This window comes from Aquiluna borgnonia (assembly GCF_013283855.1).
Classification (GTDB): domain Bacteria; phylum Actinomycetota; class Actinomycetes; order Actinomycetales; family Microbacteriaceae; genus Aquiluna; species Aquiluna borgnonia.
Genome location: NZ_CP054056.1, coordinates 298,057 through 321,994, shown reverse-complemented (window position 1 = coordinate 321,994; position 23,938 = coordinate 298,057). Strand labels below are relative to the sequence as shown.

Sequence of the window (23,938 nt, the reverse complement as noted above, 5' to 3'; positions counted from 1 at the left end):
ACCTGAGCCTCAGCCCATGAAGGTCAATGCGAAGCTAGCTGTCCTGGTCGGAACTTTGCTCTGGGGAATCGTTTTGCTCGTCTTGATTCCGCTTTACCCGACGCTGGCGGACTCGGGTCTTCAGTGGTGGCTTCACACTGCCGTGACCGGTGTTCTCCTCGGTGGAATCGGCTGGATCATGGTCAGAAAAAGCTGATCGCATTCCCTCTATAAGGGCATCGGCCTCGGCATCAGAACTCGCTTTTCCTTCGGCACGAAGCTGCTTGCGAAACTCTGCGAGCCGCTCTGCCCAAGGCACCCACTTGGGCGCGAGCAGCGCATTCTCGGAGGCCAGAAGATTTATCTCAGCCACCTGTAGAGGTTTGCGCTTGTCGATTTGAGTCAGAGTCACACACCAGTGCCAGTGTGGGTAGGCGGGGAGCTTTGCCTCAAACCTGACCTCGATGACGTTCTTTTCAGTCTCCTGCTCTGAGACCAGCTCACCAACCAGGGCAGAGTCCGTAGTTTCTAAAAGAGCAGCGAGGGCAAGCTCCTGAGGGCTAACCTTCAAGCTCATCGGCAACCCTGCGCAACAGCTGCGCTACCTTCTTGGAGTGAGCGCTCTCGGGATACTTTCCGCGCTTTAGGTTGCCGCCAATTTGGTCGAGCAGGCGAATCAAATCTTCGGTAATAATGGCCAGGTCTTCGGCTGGCTTGCGGTTTACCGAGACCAGGGTAGGCACCTCAATGACTCGAACCGATAGCGCTTGAGCGCCCTTGCGGCCATCGACGATGCCGTATTCGACACGGCTGCCGGGCTTGATGGTTGAGGTTCCCGCAGGAAGTGCAGAAATGTGCAAAAAGACCTCGGTGCCGTCATCGCCCTGAATGAACCCGAAGCCCTTGTCGTCATCGAAGAATTTAACTTTGCCGGTTGGCATACTTCCCACTTTCGTTGTGCGGGCACAAGTGTATCCGAAAGGTTAGAGTTATCGGATGGCTGAAAATCAGAACCGCTCCCAAATTGAGGTGACGCTCGCTTACATGGCCATTGGTGTCACAGCTGCCTCAGTTGTCTCAATGGCCCTCACCCTGATCCTCTCGGTGCTGGGTGTCTCAAATATGCCTGCCTTCCTCGCCCAACTTCCCCTGGTTGGTTTTCCAATTGGGTTTCTGCTGATTATTGGAATGCTAATTAGTTCGATTGTGCGCAAGGGCAAAGAAAATCGGAGCTAATTGTCTGATCTCATTGATCTAGCCGCCCGCCTCAGGAAACTTGATGAGGCCTCTCTGGCCCAGGTGCTCCAAGGGGTTTCCTCAGCCCAGAGCCTAGGTGACCTATTCGACTTGGCTAGGGCTTTACTCTCTAAAAGTCAACTAGAAACCAGGATTCGAACCCTCGACTCAGAGAGCCTGAACCTGCTTCGAAGTGGGGCCTCAAACCATTACCTCAGTGAGAGATTTTTGGGGACCGAGGAGCACTCCTATGAGGCTGCGACTGCCCTGGCCCAAGAACTGCAGCCAATTACCCAAAAGGCTCTCAAGCTCGATTTGAGCTGCGCTGAGCTAACCAACTATGAGACTCAGCTGGCACTGACCGAATTACTGTTTGCCTGCGAACGTCACTACCTGGAGGTCATGCGCCAGGGCCTCAGAGCGGCCGACACCAAAGGAATTGCCCAAACCCTCAAACTTGAGGTTCCAAGACTTCAGCTGATTTTCCAGCTCGCCCAGCTAGCCGGCCTTGTCACGAGCTTCGGAGATCGATATGTCGCCAGCGAAGCCGGGATGACCTGGCTTGAGCAGGATCCAGCCGAGCGCTGGTTGGTGTTAGCAACCGCAATCTGGGATCTGCCGAAGTTGGAAAATTCCCAAGGTCACCTAGGTGCTTTGCTGTCGCAGACCTATCCGCTACTTGATATTGGAAAACTAAATTTTCTTCGCTTCTCACACCTGCTTGGTTTAACGTCCAACCTTGAAATGACGCCCCTCATGGCGGCAGCGAGCGCCGACCTGGCCAATGCTGCAGTTCAGGTGAAGCTGCAGTACCCGGCCCCTGCCACCAGGGTAATTCTCCAGGGGGATTTGAGTATTGTGGCGCCTGGACCGGTGAACACCCAGGTTCACCGTCAGCTGGATCTAGTGGCGCAATCTGAAGACCTGGGACTAGCCTGCCGATTCAGGCTCTCTATGAACTCGGTGCTGCACGCCATGGAGACCGGCCTGAGCGCAGGGGCAATAAGCGATTTGCTCGAGCATTTGAGCTCCAGCAAGCTGCCGCAGCCGATGCACTACCTGATCGGGGAGGTGCAGCGAAAGTTTGGCGAGTTGAGGGTCAGCGAGTTCGAGACCGGTGCGCTCCTGGAGGCCAAGGACCCAATCGTGCTCACTCAAATTTCAAATGAAGCCACCTTGAATTCACTCATGCTAAAGAGATCTGCCGATGGACTGGTCTCTCGCCTCGCACCTGAGTTGATTTACTTCAATCTCCGCGATGCCGGATACCCGGTTGTGATGGTTGATGGAGAAGGGCAAATTATTTCACCTCGGGTTCGCCAGCAGATTGAAATTGCTTCTAATCCTGACCTCAACCTGGCGCTAGCCAAATCACTCATGACGCAGGAGGCGAGAGAGCCGGACGCTGAAGACCAGCTTCGCCAATTGCAGTTTGCCCTGAAGAACAAACTAAAGGTTGGCCTTCGAGTTGACATGCCCGAGGGCGAGCTCGAATTTCAAATGACACCACTTGGGATAGCCGGTGGCAGATTCCGCGGGCGGGATGTTGAGAAAGAGGCCGAGCGAACTCTGCCGCTGTCAAGAATCAAGGCGGTTTGGCTGAGTTAGGCTAGAACGATGTCTTTGGGGCCACTGATCGTTCAATCTGATCGCACTGTGCTGCTGGAAACTGACCATGAATTGGCACAGCAGGCAAGGCACGAGCTGGCCATATTTGCCGAACTAGAGCGTGCTCCGGAGCACATTCACACGTATCGGATCACCAGGCTCGGTCTCTGGAACGCCAGAGCTGCTGGGCACGACGCCAATTTCATAGTTGATTCGCTCAAGCGCTACAGCAAGTACCCGGTGCCAGAGGGTGTGGAGCGGGAAATTCACAGCACTATCGCGCGCTACGGTCGACTCACCATCGACCGAGACGAGGGCGGCCTAGTGCTGCGCTCCGAAGACGCCGCCGTGATAGCGGAGGTTTCCAGCCACAAAAAGATTTCTGAGCTTTTGGAGGCACCGGTTGAAAAGGGATACCGGGTTAAGGATTGGGCGCGCGGGCAACTCAAGCAGGAGCTACTAAAACTAGGCTGGCCTGCCGAGGACAACGCCGGGTTCACACCGGGCACCCCATTTGAAATCTCCCTTGACCAGTCAGGCTGGTCGCTGCGCGGCTATCAGCGGGAGGCAGTGGAGAAGTTCGAAGCTGGCGGTTCTGGCGTCGTAGTGCTGCCCTGCGGTGCCGGCAAGACCTTGGTTGGCGCAGCCACCATGGCGCAAATCAAAACCAACACCCTGATCTTGGTGACCAACACCGTTTCGGCAAGGCAGTGGCGCGATGAACTGATTTCCCGAACCTCTCTGAAGGCCGAGGACATTGGAGAATACTCCGGCTCCACCAAGGAGCTAGCTCCCGTGACAATCGCCACCTACCAAATTCTCACCACAAAGCGAAAAGGTGAGTTTGCCCACCTCGCTCTGCTAAACGCCAGAGACTGGGGCCTGATCGTCTACGACGAAGTCCACCTGCTTCCAGCGCCCATTTTCAAAATGACCGCCGACCTTCAGGCTCGCAGGCGTTTGGGACTAACCGCGACCTTGGTTCGCGAGGATGGCAGGGAGTCCGATGTGTTCTCGCTGATCGGACCCAAGCGCTTTGACGCCCCCTGGAAGGAAATTGAAGCCCAGGGTTACATCGCGCCAGCCGCCTGCTACGAAATCAGGGTTGAGCTTCCGGAAGAAACCAGAATGCAGTACGCGATTTCCGATCAGGACCAGCGTTTCCGAATCGCTGCCACCGCCGCAGCCAAAATGCCAATCATCAAGGCGCTGCTCAAAAAACACGCTGGCGAGCCAACTCTGATTATTGGTCAGTACCTAGATCAAATCGAAGAGGTTTCCGCCGCACTGAACATCCCTAAGCTCACCGGCGAGACGGATGTTGCCGAGCGAGAGCGATTGTTTGCGCAGTTTAGAAGGGGTGAGCTAACCGCCCTGGTGGTTTCAAAGGTTGCCAACTTCTCGGTTGACCTGCCCGAGGCCTCAGTTGCCATTCAAATCTCCGGGGCCTTCGGTTCTCGCCAGGAGGAGGCGCAGCGCCTGGGTCGCCTTCTGCGCCCCAAAGCCGACGGCCGCTCCGCAGCTTTCTACACGCTGGTGTCACGAGACACCGCCGAGCAAGATTTCGCTCAGAACCGCCAGCGCTTTTTGGCCGAGCAAGGCTACTCCTACGAGATCTTGGACTCCGACGAGATTTAGACTTCAGGCGATTCTCAGGAATCTTCCAGATAAAGAGCGCAAAATTAGGTCATGGAAAGCCTAAAAGTTCTAGTTGTTGACGACGAACCAAACATTCGCGATCTGCTTTCGGCAAGCCTTAGGTTTGCAGGGCACCAGGTGCTCTCCTCCCCCAATGGCACAGATGCCATCAACAAGATCATTGAGACTCAGCCCGATATCGTGCTTCTCGATGTGATGCTGCCAGACATCTCGGGCTTTGGGGTGACCAAAAAGATCCGCTCTATGGGCATCGAGACTCCTATTCTTTTTCTAACCGCCAGGGATGACACCGAGGACAAGGTCACCGGATTGACCGTTGGCGGCGATGATTACGTCACCAAACCCTTCAGCCTGGATGAAATCATGGCTCGCATCAACGCCATCATGCGCCGCACCGGCAAGGACGGTGAGGCCGGATCAGTGATTCGGGTCGGTGAGCTAGAAATGAACGAAGATGCCCACGAGGTCACCGTTGCCGGTCAGATAGTAGATCTTTCACCCACCGAGTACCAGTTGCTGCGCTACCTGGCAACCAATCCAAACCGGGTGCTGACCAAGGCTCAGATTTTGGACCACGTCTGGGAGTACGACTTCAACGGCGAGATGGGAATTGTGGAGTCCTACGTTTCCTACCTTCGCAAGAAGCTGGACCCGCTGAGCACAGAGCCGCTGATTGTCACCAAGCGCGGAGTTGGCTACATGCTCAAAGGTCCCAAGGGCTAGTAATTGCCAGGCAAGTTTCTCCAGGTTTGGGAGCGCATATCGCTCCGCGCCAAGCTCACTACATTGTCAGTGGGCCTGATTGGTTTGCTACTAAGCGTCTCAAGTGCCGGAACGGTAGCTCTTCTAAGCACCTACCTGCAGCGCAATACTGACACGCTGCTGATTGCAACCGCGTCGACCCTGGCGGGAGAGAACCCACTTCAGGTTCAACGCCGCGTGGCCAATGGAGATTTGACCCTGCCTGCGCTTCCGTCCGACTACTACATTGCAATCTTGAATGCCGATGGCGAGCAGTTCATCGGTCTGGTCTCCTCCGCCGGCAACGATCGCACGCTGCCTAATTTCCAAAATTTCACCCTAGATGTAGTGCTCGAAACCGAGGGTGTGCCGTTTGATGTTGATGTCACGCAAGAACCCGGACCAAGAGGCGAGTGGCGTCTGGTGGCACTGCCGCTTACCAGGGCAAATGGCTCAGTGGTGGTAGCTCTACCAACCAGCACAAACCGTCAAATCATCACCGAGTACGGCAGCATTGGCGGCCGCTTCGGAGTTTTCCTTTTGGTTCTCTCCGGATTGAGTATTTGGCTAACCATCACCTCGGCCCTGAGACCGCTTCGCGAGGTTGAGCGAACCGCCAAGTCCATCAAATCCGGAGACTTTTCCTCGCGTCTGGTGGCTCGCCACGGCAAGACTGAAATTGGCAGGCTGAACCGAGCATTGAACAGCATGTTGGATTCGGTTGAGGGAGCCGTGCGCGGCAAAGACAAAACCCTGGAGCAAATGCGTCGCTTTGTCTCAGATGCCAGCCATGAGCTGCGCACCCCGCTTGTGACGGTACGTGGCTACGCAGAGCTTTACCGGATGGGTGCGATCAAAAAGCCAAAAGACATTGCTGAGGCCATGGATCGAATTGAATCCGAAGCGATTCGAATGTCTGGTCTAGTGGAGAGCTTGTTGACCCTGACGCGGATGGATGAACTCCAGCAGCTCAACCTTGAAAAGCATGACCTTGCTGACCTTGCAGAGCAGGTGGCCAAGGATGCCCGGGTTGCTAACCCCGCGGTGGAATTCAAAGTGATGTGCCAAGCTCCTATTGAGCCATTTGAGATGGATGGCAATCGCATCAAGCAAGTGCTGACCAACCTGGTGGCTAACGCTTCGAGGTTCGCCCCCGAGGGCTCGGAGGTCTCTATTGAACTTCTCAAGGCCGAAGACAAAGTGCAGGTGAACGTGGTTGACCACGGTGAGGGCATTCCTGAAGCCCTGCAGGAAAAAGTATTTGATCGCTTCTACCGAGCCGATAACTCGCGCAATCGCGAAACTGGAGGCTCTGGGCTTGGCTTGGCTATTGCCCGCAGCATCGTAAACGCCCACAAGGGCAGGATCTGGGTGGAAGCCACTCCTGGGGGCGGAGCAACTTTCAGCGTTGAACTGCCAATGGCCAGGTAGCTGAAAAGGTTAAAACAAAGAGCCGGGGTGGATTTCCACCCCGGCTCTTTGTTTTGAATCTTTAGAAGTCCATTCCTGCGCCTGCGTCAGCGGCTGGAGCAGCAGCTGGCTCTGGGCGCTCGGCGACAACCGCCTCGGTGGTTAGGAACAGACCTGCGATGGAGGCCGCGTTCTGCAGGGCAGAGCGGGTTACCTTCACTGGGTCGTTGATGCCGGCCTGCAGCATGTTCACGTACTCACCGGTTGCAGCGTTTAGACCGTGACCGTCTGGCAGGTTGGAAACCTTTTCGGCAACCACACCTGGCTCTAGACCTGCGTTGATAGCAATCTGCTTCAGCGGAGCAGAGATGGCAACAGCCACAATCTTCGCACCGGTAGCCTCGTCGCCAACTAGGTTCAGGTCGTTGAACGCAACCTTGCCAGCCTGCAGCAGTGCAACACCACCACCGGCGACAATGCCCTCCTCGACCGCAGCCTTGGCATTGCGGACTGCGTCCTCAATGCGGTGCTTGCGCTCCTTGAGCTCAACCTCAGTTGCGGCACCAGCCTTGATAACTGCAACGCCACCGGCCAGCTTTGCCAGGCGCTCCTGCAGCTTCTCGCGGTCGTAGTCGCTGTCGGTGTTTCCGATCTCGCGGCGAATCTGCTCAACGCGGCCCTTGATCTGGTCGGCGTCTCCCGCACCCTCAACGATGGTGGTCTCGTCCTTGGTGATTACCACCTTACGAGCGCGTCCCAGCATTGCGAGGTCGGTGTTCTCTAGCTTTAGGCCAACTTCCTCGGCAATTACCTGACCACCGGTGAGGATTGCGATGTCCTGCAGCATGGCCTTGCGGCGGTCACCAAAGCCTGGGGCCTTTACGGCAACCGACTTGAAGATTCCGCGGATCTTGTTTACAACCAAGGTTGCAAGGGCTTCACCCTCGATGTCCTCGGCAATGATCAGCAGCGGCTTCCCGGCCTGCATAACCTTGTCAACGATCGGCAGCAGGTCCTTCATGTTTGCAATCTTGCTGTTGGCGATCAGAATGTAGGCGTCCTCGAGGATTGCCTCCTGGCGCTCTGGGTCGGTGACCATGTAAGCGGAGACGTAACCCTTGTCAAAGCGCATACCCTCGGTCAGCTCAAGCTGAATTCCAAAGGTGTTGGACTCCTCAACGGTTACAACACCTTCCTTGCCGACCTTGTCGATGGCCTCGGCGATGATCTCACCGATGACTGAGTCTCCGGCAGAGATTGAGGCAGTAGCAGCGATCTGTTCCTTGGTCTCAACTGGGACTGCCATCTTCAAAAGAGCCTCGGTAACCGCAGCAGAAGCCTTGTCGATTCCGCGCTTCAGCGAAATTGGGTCTGCTCCAGCGGCTACGTTCCGTAGGCCCTCCTTGACCAGGGCCTGAGCCAATACGGTCGCAGTGGTGGTGCCGTCACCGGCAACATCGTCAGTCTTCTTTGCAACTTCCTTGACGAGCTCTGCACCAATCTTCTCGAATGGGTCGCTCAGCTCAATTTCCTTGGCGATCGACACACCATCGTTGGTGATGGTTGGGGCGCCCCACTTCTTCTCCAGCACGACGTTGCGTCCGCGTGGACCTAGGGTCACCTTTACGGTGTCAGCCAAAATGTTGAGACCGCGCTCTAGTCCGCGACGTGCCTCTTCATCAAAGTGAATAATTTTTGCCATTTGGGTTTCTCCCGTTTGCATCTAAAGAGTTTGGATTAGCACTCGAGGTTGTTGAGTGCTAATACATTTTTAGCACTCTCCACCCCAGAGTGCAAGCGAAAGGCCGATGTGCAATGCACATCGGCCTGACTTAGGTCTGTTCTATTAGAGGACGGAGACGTTCTCGGCCTGAGGGCCCTTGTCTCCAGTCTTGACGTCGAACTCGACTCGCTGGTTTTCCTTCAATTCGCGGTAACCATCAGTCTGGATTGCGGAGAAGTGTACGAATACGTCTGGACCGCCGTCCTGTGTGATGAAACCAAAACCCTTTTCAGAGTTGAACCACTTTACGGTTCCTTGTGCCATTGTTGCTCCTGATGCTTTGTAAACATCCGCGAGGTCCGCGAATGCATCGGGTTTCAACGCAAAGTTCCATCCGACTAGATAAACCTTACGCAAGACCGGGGATTAAACAAGGGAATTGCAATAACTGGTAAATGTGTTACTAAAGGGTTATAAAGCTTATTTTTCCTGGAGGAATTGATGTACGAAGTCTATAAAACCGATGAGCAGTGGCGCCAGGAGCTCTCAGAGTTTGAGTACCACGTGCTTAGGATGGCAGGCACAGAGCGGGCTTACACCGGAGAACTGCTGGACGAAAAACGCTCCGGCAGCTACCACTGCCGCGGCTGCGACGCCTTTTTATTTGAGTCGGATACCAAGTTTGATTCGCACTGCGGCTGGCCTTCTTTTTATGAACCGCAGGGCAATGAAGCAATTGAGTACATCGAAGATCGATCACACGGCATGCTCAGAACCGAGGTGCGCTGCTCAAAGTGCGGTGGTCACCTTGGTCACGTATTTGAAGACGCACCCCAAACTCCAACCGGAAACCGCTACTGCATTAACTCTGTGAGCATCACCTTCAAGCCAGCCCAGTAGTGTTTTCGCATGGCTAAAATCACTCCGGAGTCCGGATCCCTTTACGGTTTGGGCTTCATCGGCGCAGCGATTTACTACATCTCAACCGCCACAGACTTTTGGACTGGCGCCTTGGGTGTGCTGAAGTCTCTGGTGTGGCCAGCTTTTCTGGTGTTCGAACTTCTAACCTCGCTGGGGGCCTAGCTCGGTGGGAACCATAATCAACGTCCTTGCCATTCTGATCGGCAGTTTCGTCGGAATGCTGCTTGGTAACCGGCTTCCAGAGAAAATGTCCAGAACCCTCACCGATGCCATGGGCCTTGTCGTCTTGGTAATCGGCGCGATGAACTTGGCAGATCTCTCAAACGAAGATTTCAAGGCTGCCACCGGAATCTTCCCGACGATTTTGGTCGTTCTAGCCTCTCTGCTCATCGGCGGCATCACTGGATCGCTGCTAAAAATCGAGCAGCGTCTTGAGGGATTCGGATCTTGGCTGCAGAGCAAAACCAAGTCCAAGGGAGATCGAGACGCCTTTATTCAGGGATTCGTCAACGCCTCGCTGCTCTTCACTATCGGTCCGATGGCGGTTCTAGGTGCGCTGCAGGATGGCCTGGGAAACGGCATCGACATTCTGGGTTTGAAATCGACCCTCGACGGTTTTACTTCGGTGGCTTTTGCAGCGACCATGGGCCCTGGAGTTGCTTTCTCCGCAATACCAGTTGGCTTATGGCAGGGACTCCTCACTGTGTTGGCCATGAACGTGGGTGAGGTTTTATCCAGCGCTGCAGTTGCATCGATAACGGCAACCGGCGGTATTTTGCTGCTGGGAACAGGTTTGAGAGTGCTTCAGCTGAGGATGGTCTCGGTTGCCGATTTGCTTCCCTCGCTGATTGCTGCACCCCTTCTCACGATCGTTATTTCCAGCTTGAGCTAAATACTTTTCCTCTCTGACCGTAAATACCAAATTCGTTGCTTAGACTTTGGAAATGACCGCCACCTTGAGCTCCAGGGCAACCACCCGTTTTCACGATGTATTGACCCTGGTTAAGGCCGAAGGTCTTCTGGCAAAGCGCCCTTCCTTCTACATCATTCGCCTTGTGGTGCTTTCAATTGTCGCTGCGGGGTTTTGGAGCCTCGCGATCCTTACCGGATTTGCCCTGGACCAGAGCCAGTGGTGGATTTTGCTTGCGTTTGGACTTGCAGCCCTGCTTGGAATCACCAGCGCTCAGTATGGATTCATAGCTCACGAGGCAGCTCATCGCCAGGTGTTTAGAAGCAACCGTGCCAACGACGCCCTGGGGCTGGTGCTAGCGAACCTATTCGCAGGTTTGAGCTATGGATTTTGGTTGCGCAAACACAACAAGCACCACCAGCGTCCAAACCAGATTGGCGAAGATCCAGATATCGCTATTCGCGTGTTGAGCTTCACGACCGAATCAAAGCTTGCCAAAAAGGGCGTTGAGCGCTGGTTCTCTGACCGCCAGGGCTACCTATTTCCCCTGCTTTTGTTCTTCACCGGCTTTGACCTACTGCTGGATTCCATGCTCGCCCTGGGTAGGACTGAGCGCCCCTTGAAGACTCGAATTTTAGAGTTCTCCCTAATGGTGGTTCGCCAGGTATTGCCCTACATCGCCATGGGACTCATTTTTGGCTGGCTCTGGGCCATTGCCCTCTGGTTTGTGATGATGCTGACTTTTGGGTTTTTCATGGGTGCGGCCTTTGCGCCCAACCACAAGGGCATGCCACTGATTGCCAAAGACTCCAAGATTGACTTTTTTGAGCGCCAGGTGCTGACCTCCAGAAATATTCGAGGCAGCTGGCTCAAAGATAACCTCATGGGAGGTCTGAACTACCAGGTCGAGCACCACCTGTTCCCCTCCATGGCACGCCCCTACCTGCGCCGGGCCCACGAGATTGTTGCTCAGTATTGTAAGGAGCATGACATTACGCTGGTTGAAATGAACCTGATTTCCAGCTACCGAGTCATCATGAAGCACCTAAACCAGGTTGGGCTCTCTGGAAACAGCAACCCCTTTGCCTGCCCAATGGTTTCAGAGCTTCGTCCGAGAAACTAACTACCGGTTAGCCCTCGGATATCACCCAAGAGCTCGTCAAAGCTCTCGTTGGTCAAAAGTCCCAGCGCAAGCCCGGCTTCCCGAACGCTGCAGTTGTGGGATTGAGCGTATTTAGCAATCGATGCGGCTGCCTCATAGCCCAGGGTTGGAGCCAGCGCGGTCACCAGGCCGATGGAGTTCTCCACCTCTGATCTCAGGAACTCGCGGTTGGCGGTAATGCCGTCAATACAGAAATCCGCCAGCATCCGGCAAGCCCGCCTCAGATAGACCAGGTTCATCATCAGGGATCGAGCGATGATGGGTTCAAAGGCATTTAGCTGCAGCTGTCCCGCCTCTGATGCCATGGTCACGGTGAGATCGTTTCCGATTACCTGGAATGCCACTTGGTTGACGGCCTCAGGTATTACCGGATTTACTTTGCCGGGCATGATCGAAGAGCCAGCCTGACGAGCCGGAAGATTAATTTCCCCAAATCCTGCCCTTGGGCCAGAAGATAGCAGCCTGAGGTCATTGGAGATTTTGGAGAGCTTGATCGCTAGGCGCTTGAGCACACTTGAGGTTGAGACAAAGACTCCAGTGTCGCTGGTCGCCTCAATGAGGTTTTCGGCGAGGCTGAACGGGTGCTCACACAACTCACTCAGTATCTTGACAACGAGTTCGGCATAACCGTCGGGGGTATTCAGCCGAGTTCCAATGGCCGTGCCGCCCAGGTTGAGTTCGCTAAGTAGTGGAATGATTTCCCTCAGCCTGGACTGGTCTTCACCCAGGGTCAGGTCAAAGGCGGCAAACTCCTGCCCCAGGGTCATTGGGACCGCATCCTGCAGCTGGGTCCTACCCATTTTCACAACATCGGAAAATTCGCTGGACTTTTTTGCCAGCGCGGTTCTGAGCTGAGTAACGGCCTCCAGCAGAGCGAGAATTTCAATGATTAGCGAAACCTTGATGGCGGTTGGGTAGACGTCATTGGTCGACTGCGATGCATTGACGTGGTTCAGCGGGTGGATTTGGTCGTACTCACCCTTTTGAAAGCCCGCTATCTCCAGGGCTCGGTTGGCAATCACCTCGTTGGCATTCATGTTGGTTGAGGTTCCGGCACCACCCTGAATGGCATCCACCGTGAATTCGGCATCCCAGAGTCCGTCTCGAACCTCTATTGAGGCCGCAGCGATTGGGGTCGCAAGATCCTGGGTGATAACACCGAGTTGGAGGTTGGCCTTGGCGGAGGCCTCTTTGATAAACCCAAGCCCTCGGATTAGGGAGCGGTAGTGCCCAATAGGCACCCCGGAGATGTTGAAGTTTTCTATCGCCCTGAGGGTGTGAATACCCCAGTAGGCGGAGCTTGGAATTTCTCGCTCACCAAGCAAATCGCGTTCTAGCCTCGTTGCTGACACCCTCCAAGTATGGCTCATTTTTGAGCGCTAGAGTGGCGGCATGGAACTATGGGAAGCAACAAAACTAGCCTTCAGAAACTATGCAAGTTTTGCCGGCAGAACTACTCGCGCGGACTACTGGTACTTCATCCTGGCACTGTTCATCGCCCAGGCCGCACTTAGCGTTATTTCTGACGATGTTGCGAGAGTTTTCAGCATTGTCACGCTGCTCCCCTGGCTAACCTCAACCATCAGAAGGCTGCGGGATGTGCGGCGTTCCCCTCACAGCCTGTGGTGGCTGCTGCTACCGATCGTGGGCTGGATCATCCTGATTGTTCAGTTGGCAGAGCCAAGCAAAGACTAGATAAAACTCGCGATGATGGCACCCATCGCTGCTAGTGACACGATGTCTTGACCAACCTCGAGAATCCAAACCTTCAGGCCAAAACCGCCAAAGAGCTTGTGACCGATTGAGGTTGCCGCTGAGAAACCAACGCCCAGTAGTGCACCAAATGCGAGGCCCTCATACCAATCAAGACCACCGGTCGCAGTCTCGGCAAGCGATACGGCTACGGCCATAACCAATGCCTGCACAAAGGCACCAGCAAAGGTCAAACCAAAAACCATTCCCATGGACTCAGTGCCCGGGTTGTCCCCGGGGGTCTTGCCCATCAGCTTCCACCAGATCGGGAAGAAGGTTTTGGGGCCAAACCAAATGGCTCCGATCATTCCGCCAGCAATCGCTGCAATGACCACCGACAGCCAATTGATTTCCATGGATTTCCTTTGAGTTAGGTATCCCCCAGAGCCGACCACGGGACTCGAACCCGTAACCCCCGCATTACAAGTGCGGTGCGCTACCAATTGCGCCAGGTCGGCATTTGTTTCGCGTAAAGCCTACCGAATCAACTGCATTAGCCTAGAAACGTGCGGTTATTTCAAAGGCAATGGTTTCGGACATTTCTCACCTACTCCTCGCTGTTCCTGGTTGTTTACATCGGCTACCTGATTTACGCCACCGATCGCACGGCACCAGCCCTCGAGAGTTTCGTGGTTTCCACCGAAATCCTGGACCCAGCAGCTGGCTTGGAAACATTTGAGTACTCCGGCAAGATCACCGATGCAAGAAGTGTTTCAAAAGCCGAGTTTTACTGCACCTCAAAAACCGGTGATGAGTTCGTGCTAGTGCTAGTGACCTCAGGTGCAAATAAATACAAGGTTGGCTTTGGCAAGATCAGCAGTTCACCCGATTGGCTGGGCCGCTGGGATGGCACCAAAACCGAAGTTCAATTCGAGGGAATTGGACGGCTTCCCAAAGGAACGCAACCGCTCGAATGCGACTGGGTGGCCAAGCTCGCAGACAACCTTGGAAATCAGACTGAGATTGAGACCGGGCTGAGTCTTTCGATTATCAGCCCAAAACCCTAACTACTCAGCCATTGCGGACTGGACAAACTGAGCAAAGCGCTCAGCTGAGACCAGCTCTTCTCCGGTTGCCCAGGTGTACTGGACTCCGTTGACCAAGATGGTCGGGGTGCCCGTCACGGAGATCCCCTCCTGTGGCTCACTGAGGACCTTCTGAGTGTGCTGTTCGATGTAGTCACCGAAGCTCTTGGCCTGGATGCAGCCCTTCACCTCTTCGGTTCCAGCACCTGCCTCATCGGCAGCCTTGAACAGTGCGTCGTCATCTGGACCCTCGGTGCCCTCCTGAGGCTGGTTGATCATCAAAATTTCGTGCAGGTCGAAGTAGCTGTCAGGTTCAAAGTTTGCAACACACATGGCTGCGTTCGCAGCCCTTGAGGAGTACTCATTGAGCGAGGCGCGATCGAGGAACGAGATCGGGCGAATTTCAAGAGTTGCCGCTCCGGTGTCAACCCAGGAGCGAACCTGAGCGGAGTTTGGTAGGTCAAAAGCCTGGCAGATTGGGCACTGGTAGTCGACGTAAACGGTGATAGCAGGAATTTCCTCGGCACCCGCCTCAGCGGTTGGAGTCTTCTCATCGGTGAAGGCTTGCAGGCCAATGCCCATCTTTACGCCACCCATTGCGGTGAGGTTGGCAGGAACTTCGTCAACCACCGGGGCCGCCACCTGGTTGGCATTCTCAATCGCAATCAATGCGGCGACTCCGCCGACAATTCCTAGCGCGACTAGCACAACCGAAACCTGAAGGATCAGCTTTGAGCGCTTGGCCTTCTTCTGGTTCTCCTCGCGAAGGGCCTTGGCCTTAGCTCTAGCAGCATCGCGCTGCTCGGAACGGGTTGGCTTGTTTGGAGAGGTCATTTTTCCTGCCTAGTTTCGGTATCAGCTTGATTACGAAGCTCGGCAATTGTAACCCAGGTGCCATACTTATAAAGTTCGCCCAAACCAGAGCGTTCACCCTCACAACGGATCGTCCGGCACGTACCTGCCGGTGAAGGAGAAAATCATGGCATCAGTGTCATTTCGTAATGCAACCCGCCTTTACCCCGGCGGAACCAAGCCAGCTGTAGACAAGCTGAATCTGGAAATTCAGGATGGCGAGTTCCTGGTCCTGGTTGGCCCCTCGGGTTGCGGAAAGTCCACCTCCCTGCGCATGCTCGCAGGTCTTGAAGAAGTAAACGAGGGTGGCATTTTCATTGGAGACCGCGAGGTTACAGATGTTCCTCCAAAGGATCGCGACATCGCAATGGTGTTCCAGAACTACGCTCTCTACCCACACATGACCGTTGCAGAGAACATGGGCTTTGCCCTGAAGATTGCCGGCGTTTCGAAGGAAGAGCGCGCCGAGCGCGTTCTTGAGGCAGCCAAGCTGCTGGACCTCGAGCCTTACCTCAACCGCAAGCCAAAGGCACTCTCCGGTGGTCAGCGCCAGCGCGTCGCCATGGGCCGCGCAATTGTTCGCAAGCCTCAGGTGTTCCTGATGGATGAGCCGCTTTCCAACCTCGATGCCAAGCTCCGTGTTCAGACCCGCACCCAGATTGCTTCGCTCCAGCGTCGCCTAGGGGTAACCACCGTTTACGTGACCCACGACCAGGTTGAAGCTATGACCATGGGTGACCGCGTAGCAGTTTTGAAGGACGGTCTGCTGCAGCAGGTGGACACCCCTCGTAACCTCTACGATCGCCCAGCAAACGTCTTCGTGGCCGGCTTCATCGGCTCCCCAGCGATGAACCTGGTTCAGCTACCAATCATTGACGGTGGTGTGCAGTTCGGTGACGCCGTGCTTCCAATCTCACGCGAGATTCTGGCCAAAGCATCTTCAAACCGAGTAACTGTGGGTATTCGCCCAGAGAAGCTAAGCCCAGCCGCTCACGGCCTAGAGGTTGACGTAGACGTAGTGGAAGAGCTCGGTTCAGACGGCTACCTATACGGACGCGCCGCGCTAGACGGCACTGAGCACAACGTGGTAGTTCGCGTTGACCCAATTGACCACCCACGCGCCGGAGACAAGATCCACCTGCAGGCAGATGCCGCATCGGTTCACGTCTTCGACGCAGAGAGCGGCGAGCGCCTGAACTAAGGCCTCATGCCCTCGCAACTGAACATCACGGCTGCCACGGCAGAACCAGCACTGCTGGATCTGCCGTGGCATTTGCCATTGGAGAATTGGCCGAAGGAGAACATCGCTTCGCTGCCCAAGGGGCTCTCCCGTCACACAGTGCGCTTTGCGCACCTCGGCGATCACGTCATAGCCATCAAAGAGACGCTTTTTGATCTAGCCAAGCGCGAGTATGAAATGCTGCGCCGCCTGGAGAAGCTTTCAATCCCCTGCGTTGAACCGTTTGCAATCATCAACAACCGTGCCGATGAAAATGGTGAGGAGCTTCCTGCCGTTCTAATCACCCGCCACCTCAAGTTCTCGCTTCCCTATCGAGCGATGTGGTCGCAGGGACTTAGGGAGCAGACCGCTAAGCGTTTGGTGGATGCCCTGGCGCTACTGCTGGTTCGCCTCCACCTGGTGGGTTTTTTCTGGGGGGATGTTTCGCTCTCCAACACGCTATTTAGGCGCGATGCCGGAAAATTTGCCGCCTATCTGGTGGATGCCGAAACTGGCCAGCTCTACGATTCAAGACTCTCCAATGGACAGCGCGAGAATGACCTTGAAATTGCCAGGGTGAATATCGCGGGTGAGCTGATGGATCTGGTTGCCTCAGGAAAAGCCGCGAGCGAACTGGACCCGAGAGAAATTAGCCAGCGCATCGTGGATAAATATCATGAGCTCTGGAAAGAGCTGACCGCTATTGAAACATTTGCGGATTCCGAACGCTGGAGAATCTCCAGGAGGGTGCAGCGACTGAACGAGCTCGGCTTTGACATTGAAGAGCTCAGCATGAGCCAGGATCAGGATCTACACACCGTAAAGATTCAGCCCAAGGTGGTCGATGCCGGACACCACGCCAGAAGACTGCTGCTGTTGACCGGGTTGGACGTCGAGGAGAACCAGGCAAGGCGACTGCTGAACGACATTGACGAGTACCGCCTTGCGAATCAGCGCCCAGGCATTGATGAGGAAGTGCTCGCTCACCAGTGGCTCAGTGAAGTTTATGAGCCGGTAGTTGGAGCCATTCCTGCTGAGTTCACCGGACGTCTTGAGCCCGCAGAGATTTTCCACGAGGTGCTGGAGCACCGCTGGTACATGTCTGAGAAAAAAGGTAGCGACGTCCCGCTGATAGATGCTGTTCGCTCCTACGTCGCCGAGATTCTCTCCAAGCGTCGCGACGAGGAGGCGCTGATCGCCACCACCACCGAGAGCATCACGTTGGCTGAGGCTGTCCCCTCCGGGCTAATCGTGGTCGAAGACGACGACGATTCTTCGGACTGGAGAGACAGGGTTTAGGAGCGTTGGCTCGAAATCTGGTAGAGCGCAACCGATGCTGCGATGCCAGCATTCAGAGACTCAGTGGCCTTTGAAATCGGAATCGAAATTATTTGGTCGCAGTTCTCAGTAACCAGGCGAGAAAGTCCCTTACCTTCAGATCCAACAATGACCAACAGGGGCTTGTCAGCAAGGGTGAAGTTCGGCAGCGAAACATCTCCATCACCATCCAGCCCAACCACAAAAACTCCGCGCTGCTTATATTCCTTGATGGTCTGGTTCAGGTTTGAGGCTAGAGCCACCGGGATTCGGGCTGCCGCTCCGGCGCTGGTCTTCCAAGCAGCTGCCGTAACGCCAACGCTTCTGCGCTGAGGCAAGACCACACCGTGACCGCCGAAGGCCGCAATCGATCGGATAATTGCACCCAGATTCCTCGGATCGGTAATGCCGTCAAGGGCAACAAGCAGCGGTAGCTCTCCGGTCGAAAGTGCTCTATCGAGCAGTTCGGTTGGGTGCTTGTAGTTGTAAGGGGGAACCTGAAGGGCAATGCCCTGGTGCACGCTGTCGCCACCGGTCATTCGGTCGATTTCAGCGCGGGTGACCTCAGAGAGAGGAATGCCACGGCCGTTGGCGATGGCGATTGATTCCTTGACTCGGTCGTCCATTTCGATGCGCTGGGCGATGAACAGAGCGGTTGCGGGAATCTTGGCCTTGAGCGCCTCGGCAACAGAGTTTCTGCCGGAGAGCACCTCACCAGAAATTGCCCTGGCGCCCATCCCTGAGCGTCCTGAGACGAACTCGCCCTTCTTGGATGTCCTGGCACTTGCGGCAGGCTTTACACCCTTGGCAGCCGCCTGCTTGGCCTTGAATGCCTTGTGGTAGGGGCGGTCCTCAGCCTTGGGAGTTGGGCCCTTGCCCTCTAGAGCCTGGCGGCCGTGGCCGCCGGTACCCTTGGTTGCACCCTTTTTACCTTTGGCCGCGCCGGGCCTTCCCAGTTTTGCCATTAGCTCAGACTCCAGTGTGTTTGATTTTGTGAATCCGAGAGCTCAATGCCGCTCTGGGATAGTTGGTCCCTAATTCGATCGGCGCTGGCCCAGTCTTTGCTCTCGCGGGCCAGGTTGCGCTGCTCGATAAGTTTTTGAATAAGTGCATCGAGGGCTCGGTGCTCATCTGACACTTCGCTTCCCCACTGCTTGGGTGATAGGCCCAATATCTCCAGCATCTTTAGCGCCTGATCGCGCTTGGAGCTGGCTTCACGAATTCGATTTTCATCCAGGTCGGCATTGCCTGAGCGCACCAGCTCGTGCAGGACTGCAAGTGCGGCAGGAACGTTTAGGTCATCATTCATCGCAGCAGCGAATTCTGAATCAAGCTCAATTTGTTCTGAGACCTGAGCAAATTGCGTTGGCGCGAGTTCTCGAGCGGCTCTTGAAACAAAGCCCAGAATTCTCCCAAGAGCTGCATCGGCCTCCTGCAGGACGCTGGGCTGATAGTCGAGCACTGAGCGGTAGTGCGCGGAGAGCAGGTAGTAGCGCACCACCTGGGGGCTTGCCAAAGCAAACAGGTCCCCTGAGAAAACTGAGTTGCCCAGGGACTTGCTCATCTTCTGTCCCGCAACGGTCACCAGCGAGTTGTGGACCCAGTGGTTGGCGAAGTGGTGACCGGCCGCCTGTGATTGAGCGAGTTCATTTTCGTGGTGCGGGAATCTCAGATCTAACCCGCCACCGTGGATGTCAAACTGCTCACCCAGGTAGTAGCTCGCCATGGCAGAGCACTCGATGTGCCAGCCGGGTCTGCCCCGTCCATACTTTGAATTCCAACTTGCCGAGATTGGCTCAGAGTCTTTGGCGGCTTTCCAAAGGGCAAAATCTTGCGCACGCTTCTTATCGGCGGCTACCTCTGCCCCTTCCATGTCCGCTGGATCCTGGTTCGTTAGTTCCCCGTACTGGGGCCAGCTGGCCGTATCGAAGTAGACATTCGCCGAACCATCCAGCGCCTGATAGGCGTGGCCGCGCTGGATAAGAAGATCGATCAGTTCGAGCATCTGGGTGATGTGGCCGGTGGCCCTGGGCTCAACGCTCGGAGGATTGATTCCAAGCCTTGCAAAATCAGCGGAAAAACCCAGCTCGTTTTCGTAGGCCAGCGCAAACCACTCTTTGTTTTGCTCCTTGGCCTTTTCTAGAACCTTGTCGTCAATGTCAGTTACGTTGCGAACCAGGGTGACGTGGTTTCCAAGGTGAGTGAGCCAACTGGCCATCAGGTCGTAAACCAGAGCGGACCGAAGGTGTCCAATGTGCGGAGCAGATTGGACTGTTGGGCCGCAAACGTAGATACCAACCTGCCCGGGCCGAATTGGCTGAAATTCAACCAGTGCCTGGGTGCGGGTATCAAAAAGTTTCATGGTCAAAGCCTAGCCACGCGCCCTAAGCAGCGCGGTTGCAACCGCAGCCACGCCGCGAGAGTCGCTGAGAAAACCAAGGCCATCCGTGGTGGTCGCACCAATTGAAACCGGGGCTCCTACGATGCGCGATAGCCTTTGCTCAAGCTCAAGACGCCGAGGTCCAATCTTTGGTCTGTCCGCTACCACCTGAACTGCGATGTTTACGAGTTCGTAGCCGGAGGCTGAGATTAGATCCAGGGTGGCGCTAAGGAATACCTCTCCGCTGGCACCGGAATACTCTGGGCGATCAACACCAAAGTTCGTTCCGATATCACCAAGGCCCGCGGCCGAGAGCATGGCATCGACCATCGCGTGCGCGATGGAGTCGCCGTCTGAATGGCCCTCGAGCTTTGGAAGCCCCTCCCAGCTCAGGCACCCAAGCACCAGAGTGCCATCCCCAGAAAACTTGTGGGCGTCCGAACCGATACCGGTGCGCTGGTTGGTGGTGCGCTCTCCAAGATCGGCAATCGTTGTGATTTTCTTGCTCAGCGGGGAGCCCGTCACAAAGCTCACGGAGTGTCCGGCACTTTGCATCAGTGCAGCCTCATCGGTGAAAACCTCAGTGCTCTGAGCGATTGCCGCTTTTAGCAGGTTGGTGTGGAAGCCCTGCGGAGTTTGCGCAGCTCTTAGCTGGTCTCGGTCCTCTGTGCCCAGCACCTGATCCCCGGATACCCGCTTGATTGTGTCGGTGACCGCCAGCGCGGGAATTACGCAGGGAGAGGTTTCCAAACCCGCTTGCACCGCGTGAAAAACCTCTGCAGGAGTAAAGCAGCGAGCAGCGTCGTGAACCAGTACCAGCGCGGAGTCAACCAACTGAAGACCGTTGGCCACCGAACCCTGGCGAGAGCTGCCGCCGGGGACAACGCTAAATTTCCCAGCGTAGGAGTTTTGAACCAGCTCCTGGAATTCCGGAACTCGGTCTTCGTGGGCAACGACCACCAGCTGATTGGGCTGAAAACTAGAAACAGCTTCTAGGGAATGCTCGAGGATGGTTTTGCCGTCAATTTGCACCAGGGCTTTGGGAAGCCCCAGGCCCAAACGCTCGCCGTTACCGGCGGCAACTAAAACCACCGCAACGCTCATTTTTTAGGAGGCCAATACCTTGTCGAGTTCGGCCGAGGCCTTTACCTCATCAACCTTGCGGGCTAGCGCGAGCTCCGAAATCAAAATCTGGCGAGCCTTAGCGAGCATGCGCTTTTCACCCGCACTCAAGCCGCGATCCTGATCGCGGCGCCAAAGGTCGCGAACCACCTCAGAAACCTTCACTACGTCTCCGGAGGCAAGCTTTTCTAGGTTGGCCTTGTAGCGTCTGGACCAGTTGGTGGGCTCTTCCACAAACTCGGCTCGCAGTACATCAAAAACCTGCTGCACGCCCTTTTTGTCAATTACGTCTCTAACGCCAACCATCTCAACGTTGGCGGCTGGAACCTGAATGATTAGGTCGCCCTGGGCAACTCTGAGCTTCAAATAAGTCTGGGTGGCTCCGCGGATGGTCTTTTCAGAAACCTCGATGATCTCAGCAGCGCCGTGGTGGGGATAGACGACAGTTTCGCCAACTTCAAATTTCATGCGCTTCTTTCGACTCCAAAACCCTAAGTTTACCACAGAAACAGGGGTTTTCCTAGGCTAGACTTGCGCTCGCTTAGTCGTTTGGAGAGCACTCGTGAACCTCAAGAAAATTACCTCCGTATCCTTGATTGCCCTGTCGGCTTTGGCGCTCACCGGGTGCTCGCTATCGCGAGAGGTCACCTCACTAGAGCCCTATGCCCCAAGTGACGGCGTTCAATTGGACATCCAAGACCTTAAGGTGCGAAACCTGATCCTGATTCAGGGAACCTCAGGCAAGGCAGTTTTGATTGGCTCATTCGTGAATTCCAGCAAGAACGATGTGCTGGCAACTTTGACCACCAAGGATTCCAGTGGCGAAGAGCTAAGGGTTGAATTCCCAGTGAGCGCTGAGAGCAAATTTGACATGGGCTACAACGGCACCGAGCCGCTTGCCTTCCAGCTCGATCTAGTTCCGGGCCAGATGCACAGCGTCTACGTAAACGCGGGGCAAGACCCAATGGAAATCTTGGTTCCGGTGGTTGATGGTGCTCTCGCCGAGTACCGCGAATACGCGGAATCGCTGGGCTAAACCTCGAACTTATAACCCAAGCCGCGAACCGTCAGCAGGTGGCGTGGACGAGCAGGGTCTTCCTCAATCTTGGAGCGAATGCGCTTCACGTGAACATCCAGGGTCTTGGTGTCACCAAAGTAGTTTGAACCCCACACGCGATCGATGATCTGACCACGCGTAAGCACTCGGTTCACGTTTTCCATCAGTAGCTCCAGGAGCTCAAACTCCTTCAGAGGCATTTGAACCTTTTCCCCGTTGACGGTAACCACGTGACGTTCGATGTCCATTACTACCGGTCCTGCCTTCAGGACACCAAACTCAGCCACCTGAGGCTCCGCTCCGCGACGCAAAACCGCCTTCATGCGGGCTAAGAGCTCTCGAGTTGAGTAGGGCTTGGTCACGTAGTCGTCCGCACCAATTTCAAGTCCAACAACCTTGTCGATTTCCGTATCTTTGGCTGTCACCATGATTACCGGAACCGAGCTCTCGGCACGGATGGCGCGGCAAACTTCATTTCCCGAAAGCCCAGGCAACATCAGGTCCAGGAGCACCAGATCGGCACCCATGCTCTGGAACAGCTCCAGAGCGGCATTGCCGTCTTCCGCTTCAATGACGTCATAGCCCTCACGCTGAAGCAGATATACCAGCGGCTCTCTCAGGTTGATTTCGTCTTCAACTACCAATACTCGGGTCATTTAGCTCTCCTGATTTTCAATTGGTACTCGGAACGTAAAGGTGGAGCCTATCCCCACCTTGGAAAACAATCTGACCTCGCCGCCATGGTTCAGCGCGGTGTGCTTGACGATGGAAAGTCCTAGCCCGGTGCCACCGGTTTCCCTCGAGCGAGAGGGGTCAACCCGGTAGAAGCGCTCAAAGATGCGCTCCTGCTCGCTTTCAGGGATTCCAATACCGGAGTCGGTGATAGCAATTTCAGCTATGCCCTCAACCTCACGAAGCCCGACTCCAACCTGTGAACCAGGATTGGAGTAGACGATGGCGTTTTCGATGAGGTTTCGGATTGCGGTGGTCAGCATCTCGTAGTCCCCGCGAATTTTGACGCCAGGTTCGGCTGCTGAAACCACCTTGATGTTGCGCTGCTCAGCCAGCAGGTGGTTGCGCTCCACGGCATCGGTGATGGCGGCGGCTAGGTCAATACTGACAGTGTTCTCGCCGAGTTTTGCACCCTGGACCTTAGAGAGCTGGATCAGCTCCTGCACTAGGTTTGCAAGGCGCTGGGATTCCTTCTGCATGGAACCGGCAAACTTCTGAACCATCTGAGGGTCATCCGCAGCTCCCACAATTGCCTCGGCCAGCAGTCCGATTGCTCCAATTGGGGTTTTGAGCTCATGGGAAACATTCGCCACAAAGTCTCGCCTGGTGTCCTCGAGTTTTTTTGACTCGGTGCGGTCTTCAACGATCAGCATCACGTAGTTTTCGCCGAACCTTGCAGCTCTGGCATCGACCCAGACCTGGTCTCGGCGCAGTCCGGTCTCCAAGACAACATCCTCTTTCACCGCACCAGAGGAAATGCGAGCGCGGTCGACGAGTTTCACAAGGGCCGCGTGAATCAAGCGGCGGTTTTGCACAAGCCCAAATTGAACGGCACCGGGAGATGCTCGCACCACGTTATTGAACTGGTCTAGCACAACCCCTGCGGTTGCAATTACGTCCACGACCTGAGAGGCAACAGTTTGAAAAGCTTGGAACTCAGACTCAACCTCTTTGGCAACGCGGCGGGCTGCAATAAATCCCACTCGGCACCTCTTTTCTCGCACTGGGCAATGTTTACCAGGTTAACTAATCTGTTCCGACTCTAGACTAGAGAGCAAGCGAGAAACTGCTTGCGGTGTTTGAGTTGGGTTAGCAACAAGTTAACTTTTAATTCTTCTTCCGCTGGAAGGCTC

The 23,938-nt window shown here is 55.4% G+C and carries 27 protein-coding genes and 1 tRNA gene; 14 read left to right on the top strand and 14 right to left on the bottom strand.

Features of this window, described 5'->3' with window-relative positions; all coding sequences use genetic code 11:
• Positions 1-34 precede the first annotated feature (34 nt).
• Together HRU87_RS01705 and HRU87_RS01700 are read right to left on the bottom strand one after the other, a co-directional pair.
• On the bottom strand, positions 35-556 hold the full coding sequence (locus tag HRU87_RS01705) for a DUF3027 domain-containing protein (protein WP_173493242.1): 522 nt from the start codon (positions 554-556) through the stop codon (positions 35-37).
• On the bottom strand, positions 540-920 hold the full coding sequence (locus HRU87_RS01700; protein ID WP_173493241.1) for a cold shock domain-containing protein: 381 nt from the start codon (positions 918-920) through the stop codon (positions 540-542). Before HRU87_RS01700 ends, HRU87_RS01705 begins: the two co-directional genes overlap by 17 nt.
• Before the next feature lie 55 nt (positions 921-975).
• Here HRU87_RS01700 and HRU87_RS01695 point away from each other — a divergent pair, with 55 nt between their 5' ends.
• Genes HRU87_RS01695 through HRU87_RS01675 form a run of 5 tightly spaced genes read left to right on the top strand, consistent with a single transcriptional unit; the run spans position 976 to position 6,654 of the window.
• Positions 976-1,215, top strand: coding sequence for a hypothetical protein (locus HRU87_RS01695; RefSeq protein WP_173493240.1), 240 nt, complete (start codon positions 976-978; stop codon positions 1,213-1,215).
• On the top strand, positions 1,216-2,823 hold the full coding sequence (locus HRU87_RS01690; protein WP_173493239.1) for a helicase-associated domain-containing protein: 1,608 nt from the start codon (positions 1,216-1,218) through the stop codon (positions 2,821-2,823).
• Between the two features lie 9 nt (positions 2,824-2,832).
• Positions 2,833-4,461: a DNA repair helicase XPB gene (locus tag HRU87_RS01685; RefSeq protein WP_173493238.1), complete on the top strand. Its 1,629-nt coding sequence runs from the start codon at positions 2,833-2,835 to the stop codon at positions 4,459-4,461.
• 51 nt (positions 4,462-4,512) lie between these two features.
• The gene (locus HRU87_RS01680; RefSeq protein ID WP_173493237.1) at positions 4,513-5,205 is read left to right on the top strand and encodes a response regulator transcription factor; all 693 of its coding nucleotides are present in this window, start codon (positions 4,513-4,515) and stop codon (positions 5,203-5,205) included.
• Positions 5,206-5,208: 3 nt separating this feature from the next.
• Complete coding sequence (locus HRU87_RS01675; protein WP_173493236.1) at positions 5,209-6,654, top strand: sensor histidine kinase; 1,446 nt, start codon at positions 5,209-5,211, stop codon at positions 6,652-6,654.
• A gap of 61 nt (positions 6,655-6,715) precedes the next feature.
• Here HRU87_RS01675 and groL read toward each other — a convergent pair whose 3' ends face one another.
• Entirely contained in the window at positions 6,716-8,335 is a 1,620-nt protein-coding gene (gene groL, locus HRU87_RS01670) for a chaperonin GroEL (RefSeq protein ID WP_173494221.1), read from the bottom strand.
• A gap of 144 nt (positions 8,336-8,479) precedes the next feature.
• Positions 8,480-8,680, bottom strand: a complete 201-nt coding sequence (locus HRU87_RS01665; RefSeq protein WP_173493235.1) for a cold-shock protein — start codon at positions 8,678-8,680, stop codon at positions 8,480-8,482.
• 174 nt (positions 8,681-8,854) lie between these two features.
• Between HRU87_RS01665 and msrB the strand changes: the two genes are divergently transcribed.
• Genes msrB through HRU87_RS01645 form a run of 4 tightly spaced genes read left to right on the top strand, consistent with a single transcriptional unit; the run spans position 8,855 to position 11,310 of the window.
• Positions 8,855-9,256, top strand: coding sequence for a peptide-methionine (R)-S-oxide reductase MsrB (gene msrB / locus HRU87_RS01660; protein WP_173493234.1), 402 nt, complete (start codon positions 8,855-8,857; stop codon positions 9,254-9,256).
• Between the two features lie 9 nt (positions 9,257-9,265).
• Positions 9,266-9,439 carry a hypothetical protein gene (locus HRU87_RS01655; RefSeq protein ID WP_173493233.1) on the top strand — a complete coding sequence of 58 codons (174 nt, stop codon included), beginning with the start codon at positions 9,266-9,268 and terminating at the stop codon, positions 9,437-9,439.
• Positions 9,440-9,443: 4 nt separating this feature from the next.
• On the top strand, positions 9,444-10,169 hold the full coding sequence (locus HRU87_RS01650; RefSeq protein WP_173493232.1) for a DUF554 domain-containing protein: 726 nt from the start codon (positions 9,444-9,446) through the stop codon (positions 10,167-10,169).
• Between the two features lie 52 nt (positions 10,170-10,221).
• Positions 10,222-11,310: a fatty acid desaturase family protein gene (locus HRU87_RS01645; protein WP_173493231.1), complete on the top strand. Its 1,089-nt coding sequence runs from the start codon at positions 10,222-10,224 to the stop codon at positions 11,308-11,310.
• Here the strand turns inward: HRU87_RS01645 and HRU87_RS01640 are convergent.
• Positions 11,307-12,701 (bottom strand): aspartate ammonia-lyase, encoded by a 1,395-nt coding sequence (locus HRU87_RS01640; RefSeq protein WP_246247313.1) that lies wholly within the window; start codon positions 12,699-12,701, stop codon positions 11,307-11,309. The two genes, HRU87_RS01645 and HRU87_RS01640, sit on opposite strands and share 4 nt — an antisense overlap.
• A 40-nt stretch (positions 12,702-12,741) precedes the next feature.
• Between HRU87_RS01640 and HRU87_RS01635 the strand changes: the two genes are divergently transcribed.
• Positions 12,742-13,044, top strand: a complete 303-nt coding sequence (locus HRU87_RS01635) for a DUF805 domain-containing protein (protein ID WP_173493229.1) — start codon at positions 12,742-12,744, stop codon at positions 13,042-13,044.
• Here the strand turns inward: HRU87_RS01635 and HRU87_RS01630 are convergent.
• Both HRU87_RS01630 and HRU87_RS01625 read right to left on the bottom strand, forming a co-directional pair.
• Entirely contained in the window at positions 13,041-13,457 is a 417-nt protein-coding gene (locus tag HRU87_RS01630; protein ID WP_173493228.1) for a DUF1761 domain-containing protein, read from the bottom strand. The two genes, HRU87_RS01635 and HRU87_RS01630, sit on opposite strands and share 4 nt — an antisense overlap.
• Before the next feature lie 29 nt (positions 13,458-13,486).
• Positions 13,487-13,559 (bottom strand) — tRNA-Thr (locus HRU87_RS01625).
• Between the two features lie 48 nt (positions 13,560-13,607).
• Between HRU87_RS01625 and HRU87_RS01620 the strand changes: the two genes are divergently transcribed.
• On the top strand, positions 13,608-14,108 hold the full coding sequence (locus tag HRU87_RS01620) for a hypothetical protein (protein ID WP_173493227.1): 501 nt from the start codon (positions 13,608-13,610) through the stop codon (positions 14,106-14,108).
• On the opposite strand, the gene HRU87_RS01615 is transcribed toward HRU87_RS01620, so the two are convergent.
• The gene (locus tag HRU87_RS01615; protein ID WP_173493226.1) at positions 14,109-14,960 is read right to left on the bottom strand and encodes a DsbA family protein; all 852 of its coding nucleotides are present in this window, start codon (positions 14,958-14,960) and stop codon (positions 14,109-14,111) included.
• Positions 14,961-15,105: 145 nt separating this feature from the next.
• On the opposite strand from HRU87_RS01615, the gene HRU87_RS01610 reads away from it, so the two are divergent.
• Together HRU87_RS01610 and HRU87_RS01605 are read left to right on the top strand one after the other, a co-directional pair.
• Positions 15,106-16,179, top strand: coding sequence for an ABC transporter ATP-binding protein (locus HRU87_RS01610; protein ID WP_173493225.1), 1,074 nt, complete (start codon positions 15,106-15,108; stop codon positions 16,177-16,179).
• A gap of 6 nt (positions 16,180-16,185) precedes the next feature.
• Entirely contained in the window at positions 16,186-17,496 is a 1,311-nt protein-coding gene (locus HRU87_RS01605; protein WP_173493224.1) for a DUF4032 domain-containing protein, read from the top strand.
• On the opposite strand, the gene rlmB is transcribed toward HRU87_RS01605, so the two are convergent.
• Genes rlmB through HRU87_RS01585 form a run of 4 tightly spaced genes read right to left on the bottom strand, consistent with a single transcriptional unit; the run spans position 17,493 to position 21,484 of the window.
• Positions 17,493-18,479, bottom strand: coding sequence for a 23S rRNA (guanosine(2251)-2'-O)-methyltransferase RlmB (gene rlmB / locus HRU87_RS01600; protein WP_173493223.1), 987 nt, complete (start codon positions 18,477-18,479; stop codon positions 17,493-17,495). The two genes, HRU87_RS01605 and rlmB, sit on opposite strands and share 4 nt — an antisense overlap.
• On the bottom strand, positions 18,479-19,882 hold the full coding sequence (gene cysS, locus HRU87_RS01595) for a cysteine--tRNA ligase (protein ID WP_173493222.1): 1,404 nt from the start codon (positions 19,880-19,882) through the stop codon (positions 18,479-18,481). The genes rlmB and cysS overlap by 1 nt, the downstream gene beginning before the upstream one ends.
• A 3-nt stretch (positions 19,883-19,885) precedes the next feature.
• On the bottom strand, positions 19,886-20,998 hold the full coding sequence (gene ispD / locus HRU87_RS01590) for a 2-C-methyl-D-erythritol 4-phosphate cytidylyltransferase (RefSeq protein ID WP_173493221.1): 1,113 nt from the start codon (positions 20,996-20,998) through the stop codon (positions 19,886-19,888).
• 3 nt (positions 20,999-21,001) lie between these two features.
• Positions 21,002-21,484, bottom strand: a complete 483-nt coding sequence (locus HRU87_RS01585) for a CarD family transcriptional regulator (RefSeq protein WP_173493220.1) — start codon at positions 21,482-21,484, stop codon at positions 21,002-21,004.
• Between the two features lie 94 nt (positions 21,485-21,578).
• Here HRU87_RS01585 and HRU87_RS01580 point away from each other — a divergent pair, with 94 nt between their 5' ends.
• Complete coding sequence (locus HRU87_RS01580) at positions 21,579-22,052, top strand: hypothetical protein (RefSeq protein WP_173493219.1); 474 nt, start codon at positions 21,579-21,581, stop codon at positions 22,050-22,052.
• Here the strand turns inward: HRU87_RS01580 and HRU87_RS01575 are convergent.
• Positions 22,049-22,729, bottom strand: coding sequence for a response regulator transcription factor (locus tag HRU87_RS01575; protein ID WP_173493218.1), 681 nt, complete (start codon positions 22,727-22,729; stop codon positions 22,049-22,051). The genes HRU87_RS01580 and HRU87_RS01575 overlap by 4 nt on opposite strands.
• Positions 22,730-23,809 carry a sensor histidine kinase gene (locus tag HRU87_RS01570; protein WP_246247310.1) on the bottom strand — a complete coding sequence of 360 codons (1,080 nt, stop codon included), beginning with the start codon at positions 23,807-23,809 and terminating at the stop codon, positions 22,730-22,732.
• Positions 23,810-23,938 lie beyond the last annotated feature (129 nt).

Coding starts and splice junctions, on each gene's coding strand:
- HRU87_RS01705 (WP_173493242.1), bottom strand. CDS start 556: ATGAGCTTGAAGGTTAGCCCTCAGGAGCTTGCCCTCGCTGCTCTTTTA.
- HRU87_RS01700 (WP_173493241.1), bottom strand. CDS start 920: ATGCCAACCGGCAAAGTTAAATTCTTCGATGACGACAAGGGCTTCGGG.
- HRU87_RS01695 (WP_173493240.1), top strand. CDS start 976: ATGGCTGAAAATCAGAACCGCTCCCAAATTGAGGTGACGCTCGCTTAC.
- HRU87_RS01685 (WP_173493238.1), top strand. CDS start 2,833: ATGTCTTTGGGGCCACTGATCGTTCAATCTGATCGCACTGTGCTGCTG.
- HRU87_RS01680 (WP_173493237.1), top strand. CDS start 4,513: ATGGAAAGCCTAAAAGTTCTAGTTGTTGACGACGAACCAAACATTCGC.
- groL (WP_173494221.1), bottom strand. CDS start 8,335: ATGGCAAAAATTATTCACTTTGATGAAGAGGCACGTCGCGGACTAGAG.
- HRU87_RS01665 (WP_173493235.1), bottom strand. CDS start 8,680: ATGGCACAAGGAACCGTAAAGTGGTTCAACTCTGAAAAGGGTTTTGGT.
- HRU87_RS01655 (WP_173493233.1), top strand. CDS start 9,266: ATGGCTAAAATCACTCCGGAGTCCGGATCCCTTTACGGTTTGGGCTTC.
- HRU87_RS01645 (WP_173493231.1), top strand. CDS start 10,222: ATGACCGCCACCTTGAGCTCCAGGGCAACCACCCGTTTTCACGATGTA.
- HRU87_RS01635 (WP_173493229.1), top strand. CDS start 12,742: ATGGAACTATGGGAAGCAACAAAACTAGCCTTCAGAAACTATGCAAGT.
- HRU87_RS01630 (WP_173493228.1), bottom strand. CDS start 13,457: ATGGAAATCAATTGGCTGTCGGTGGTCATTGCAGCGATTGCTGGCGGA.
- HRU87_RS01615 (WP_173493226.1), bottom strand. CDS start 14,960: ATGACCTCTCCAAACAAGCCAACCCGTTCCGAGCAGCGCGATGCTGCT.
- HRU87_RS01610 (WP_173493225.1), top strand. CDS start 15,106: ATGGCATCAGTGTCATTTCGTAATGCAACCCGCCTTTACCCCGGCGGA.
- HRU87_RS01605 (WP_173493224.1), top strand. CDS start 16,186: ATGCCCTCGCAACTGAACATCACGGCTGCCACGGCAGAACCAGCACTG.
- rlmB (WP_173493223.1), bottom strand. CDS start 18,479: ATGGCAAAACTGGGAAGGCCCGGCGCGGCCAAAGGTAAAAAGGGTGCA.
- ispD (WP_173493221.1), bottom strand. CDS start 20,998: ATGAGCGTTGCGGTGGTTTTAGTTGCCGCCGGTAACGGCGAGCGTTTG.
- HRU87_RS01585 (WP_173493220.1), bottom strand. CDS start 21,484: ATGAAATTTGAAGTTGGCGAAACTGTCGTCTATCCCCACCACGGCGCT.
- HRU87_RS01575 (WP_173493218.1), bottom strand. CDS start 22,729: ATGACCCGAGTATTGGTAGTTGAAGACGAAATCAACCTGAGAGAGCCG.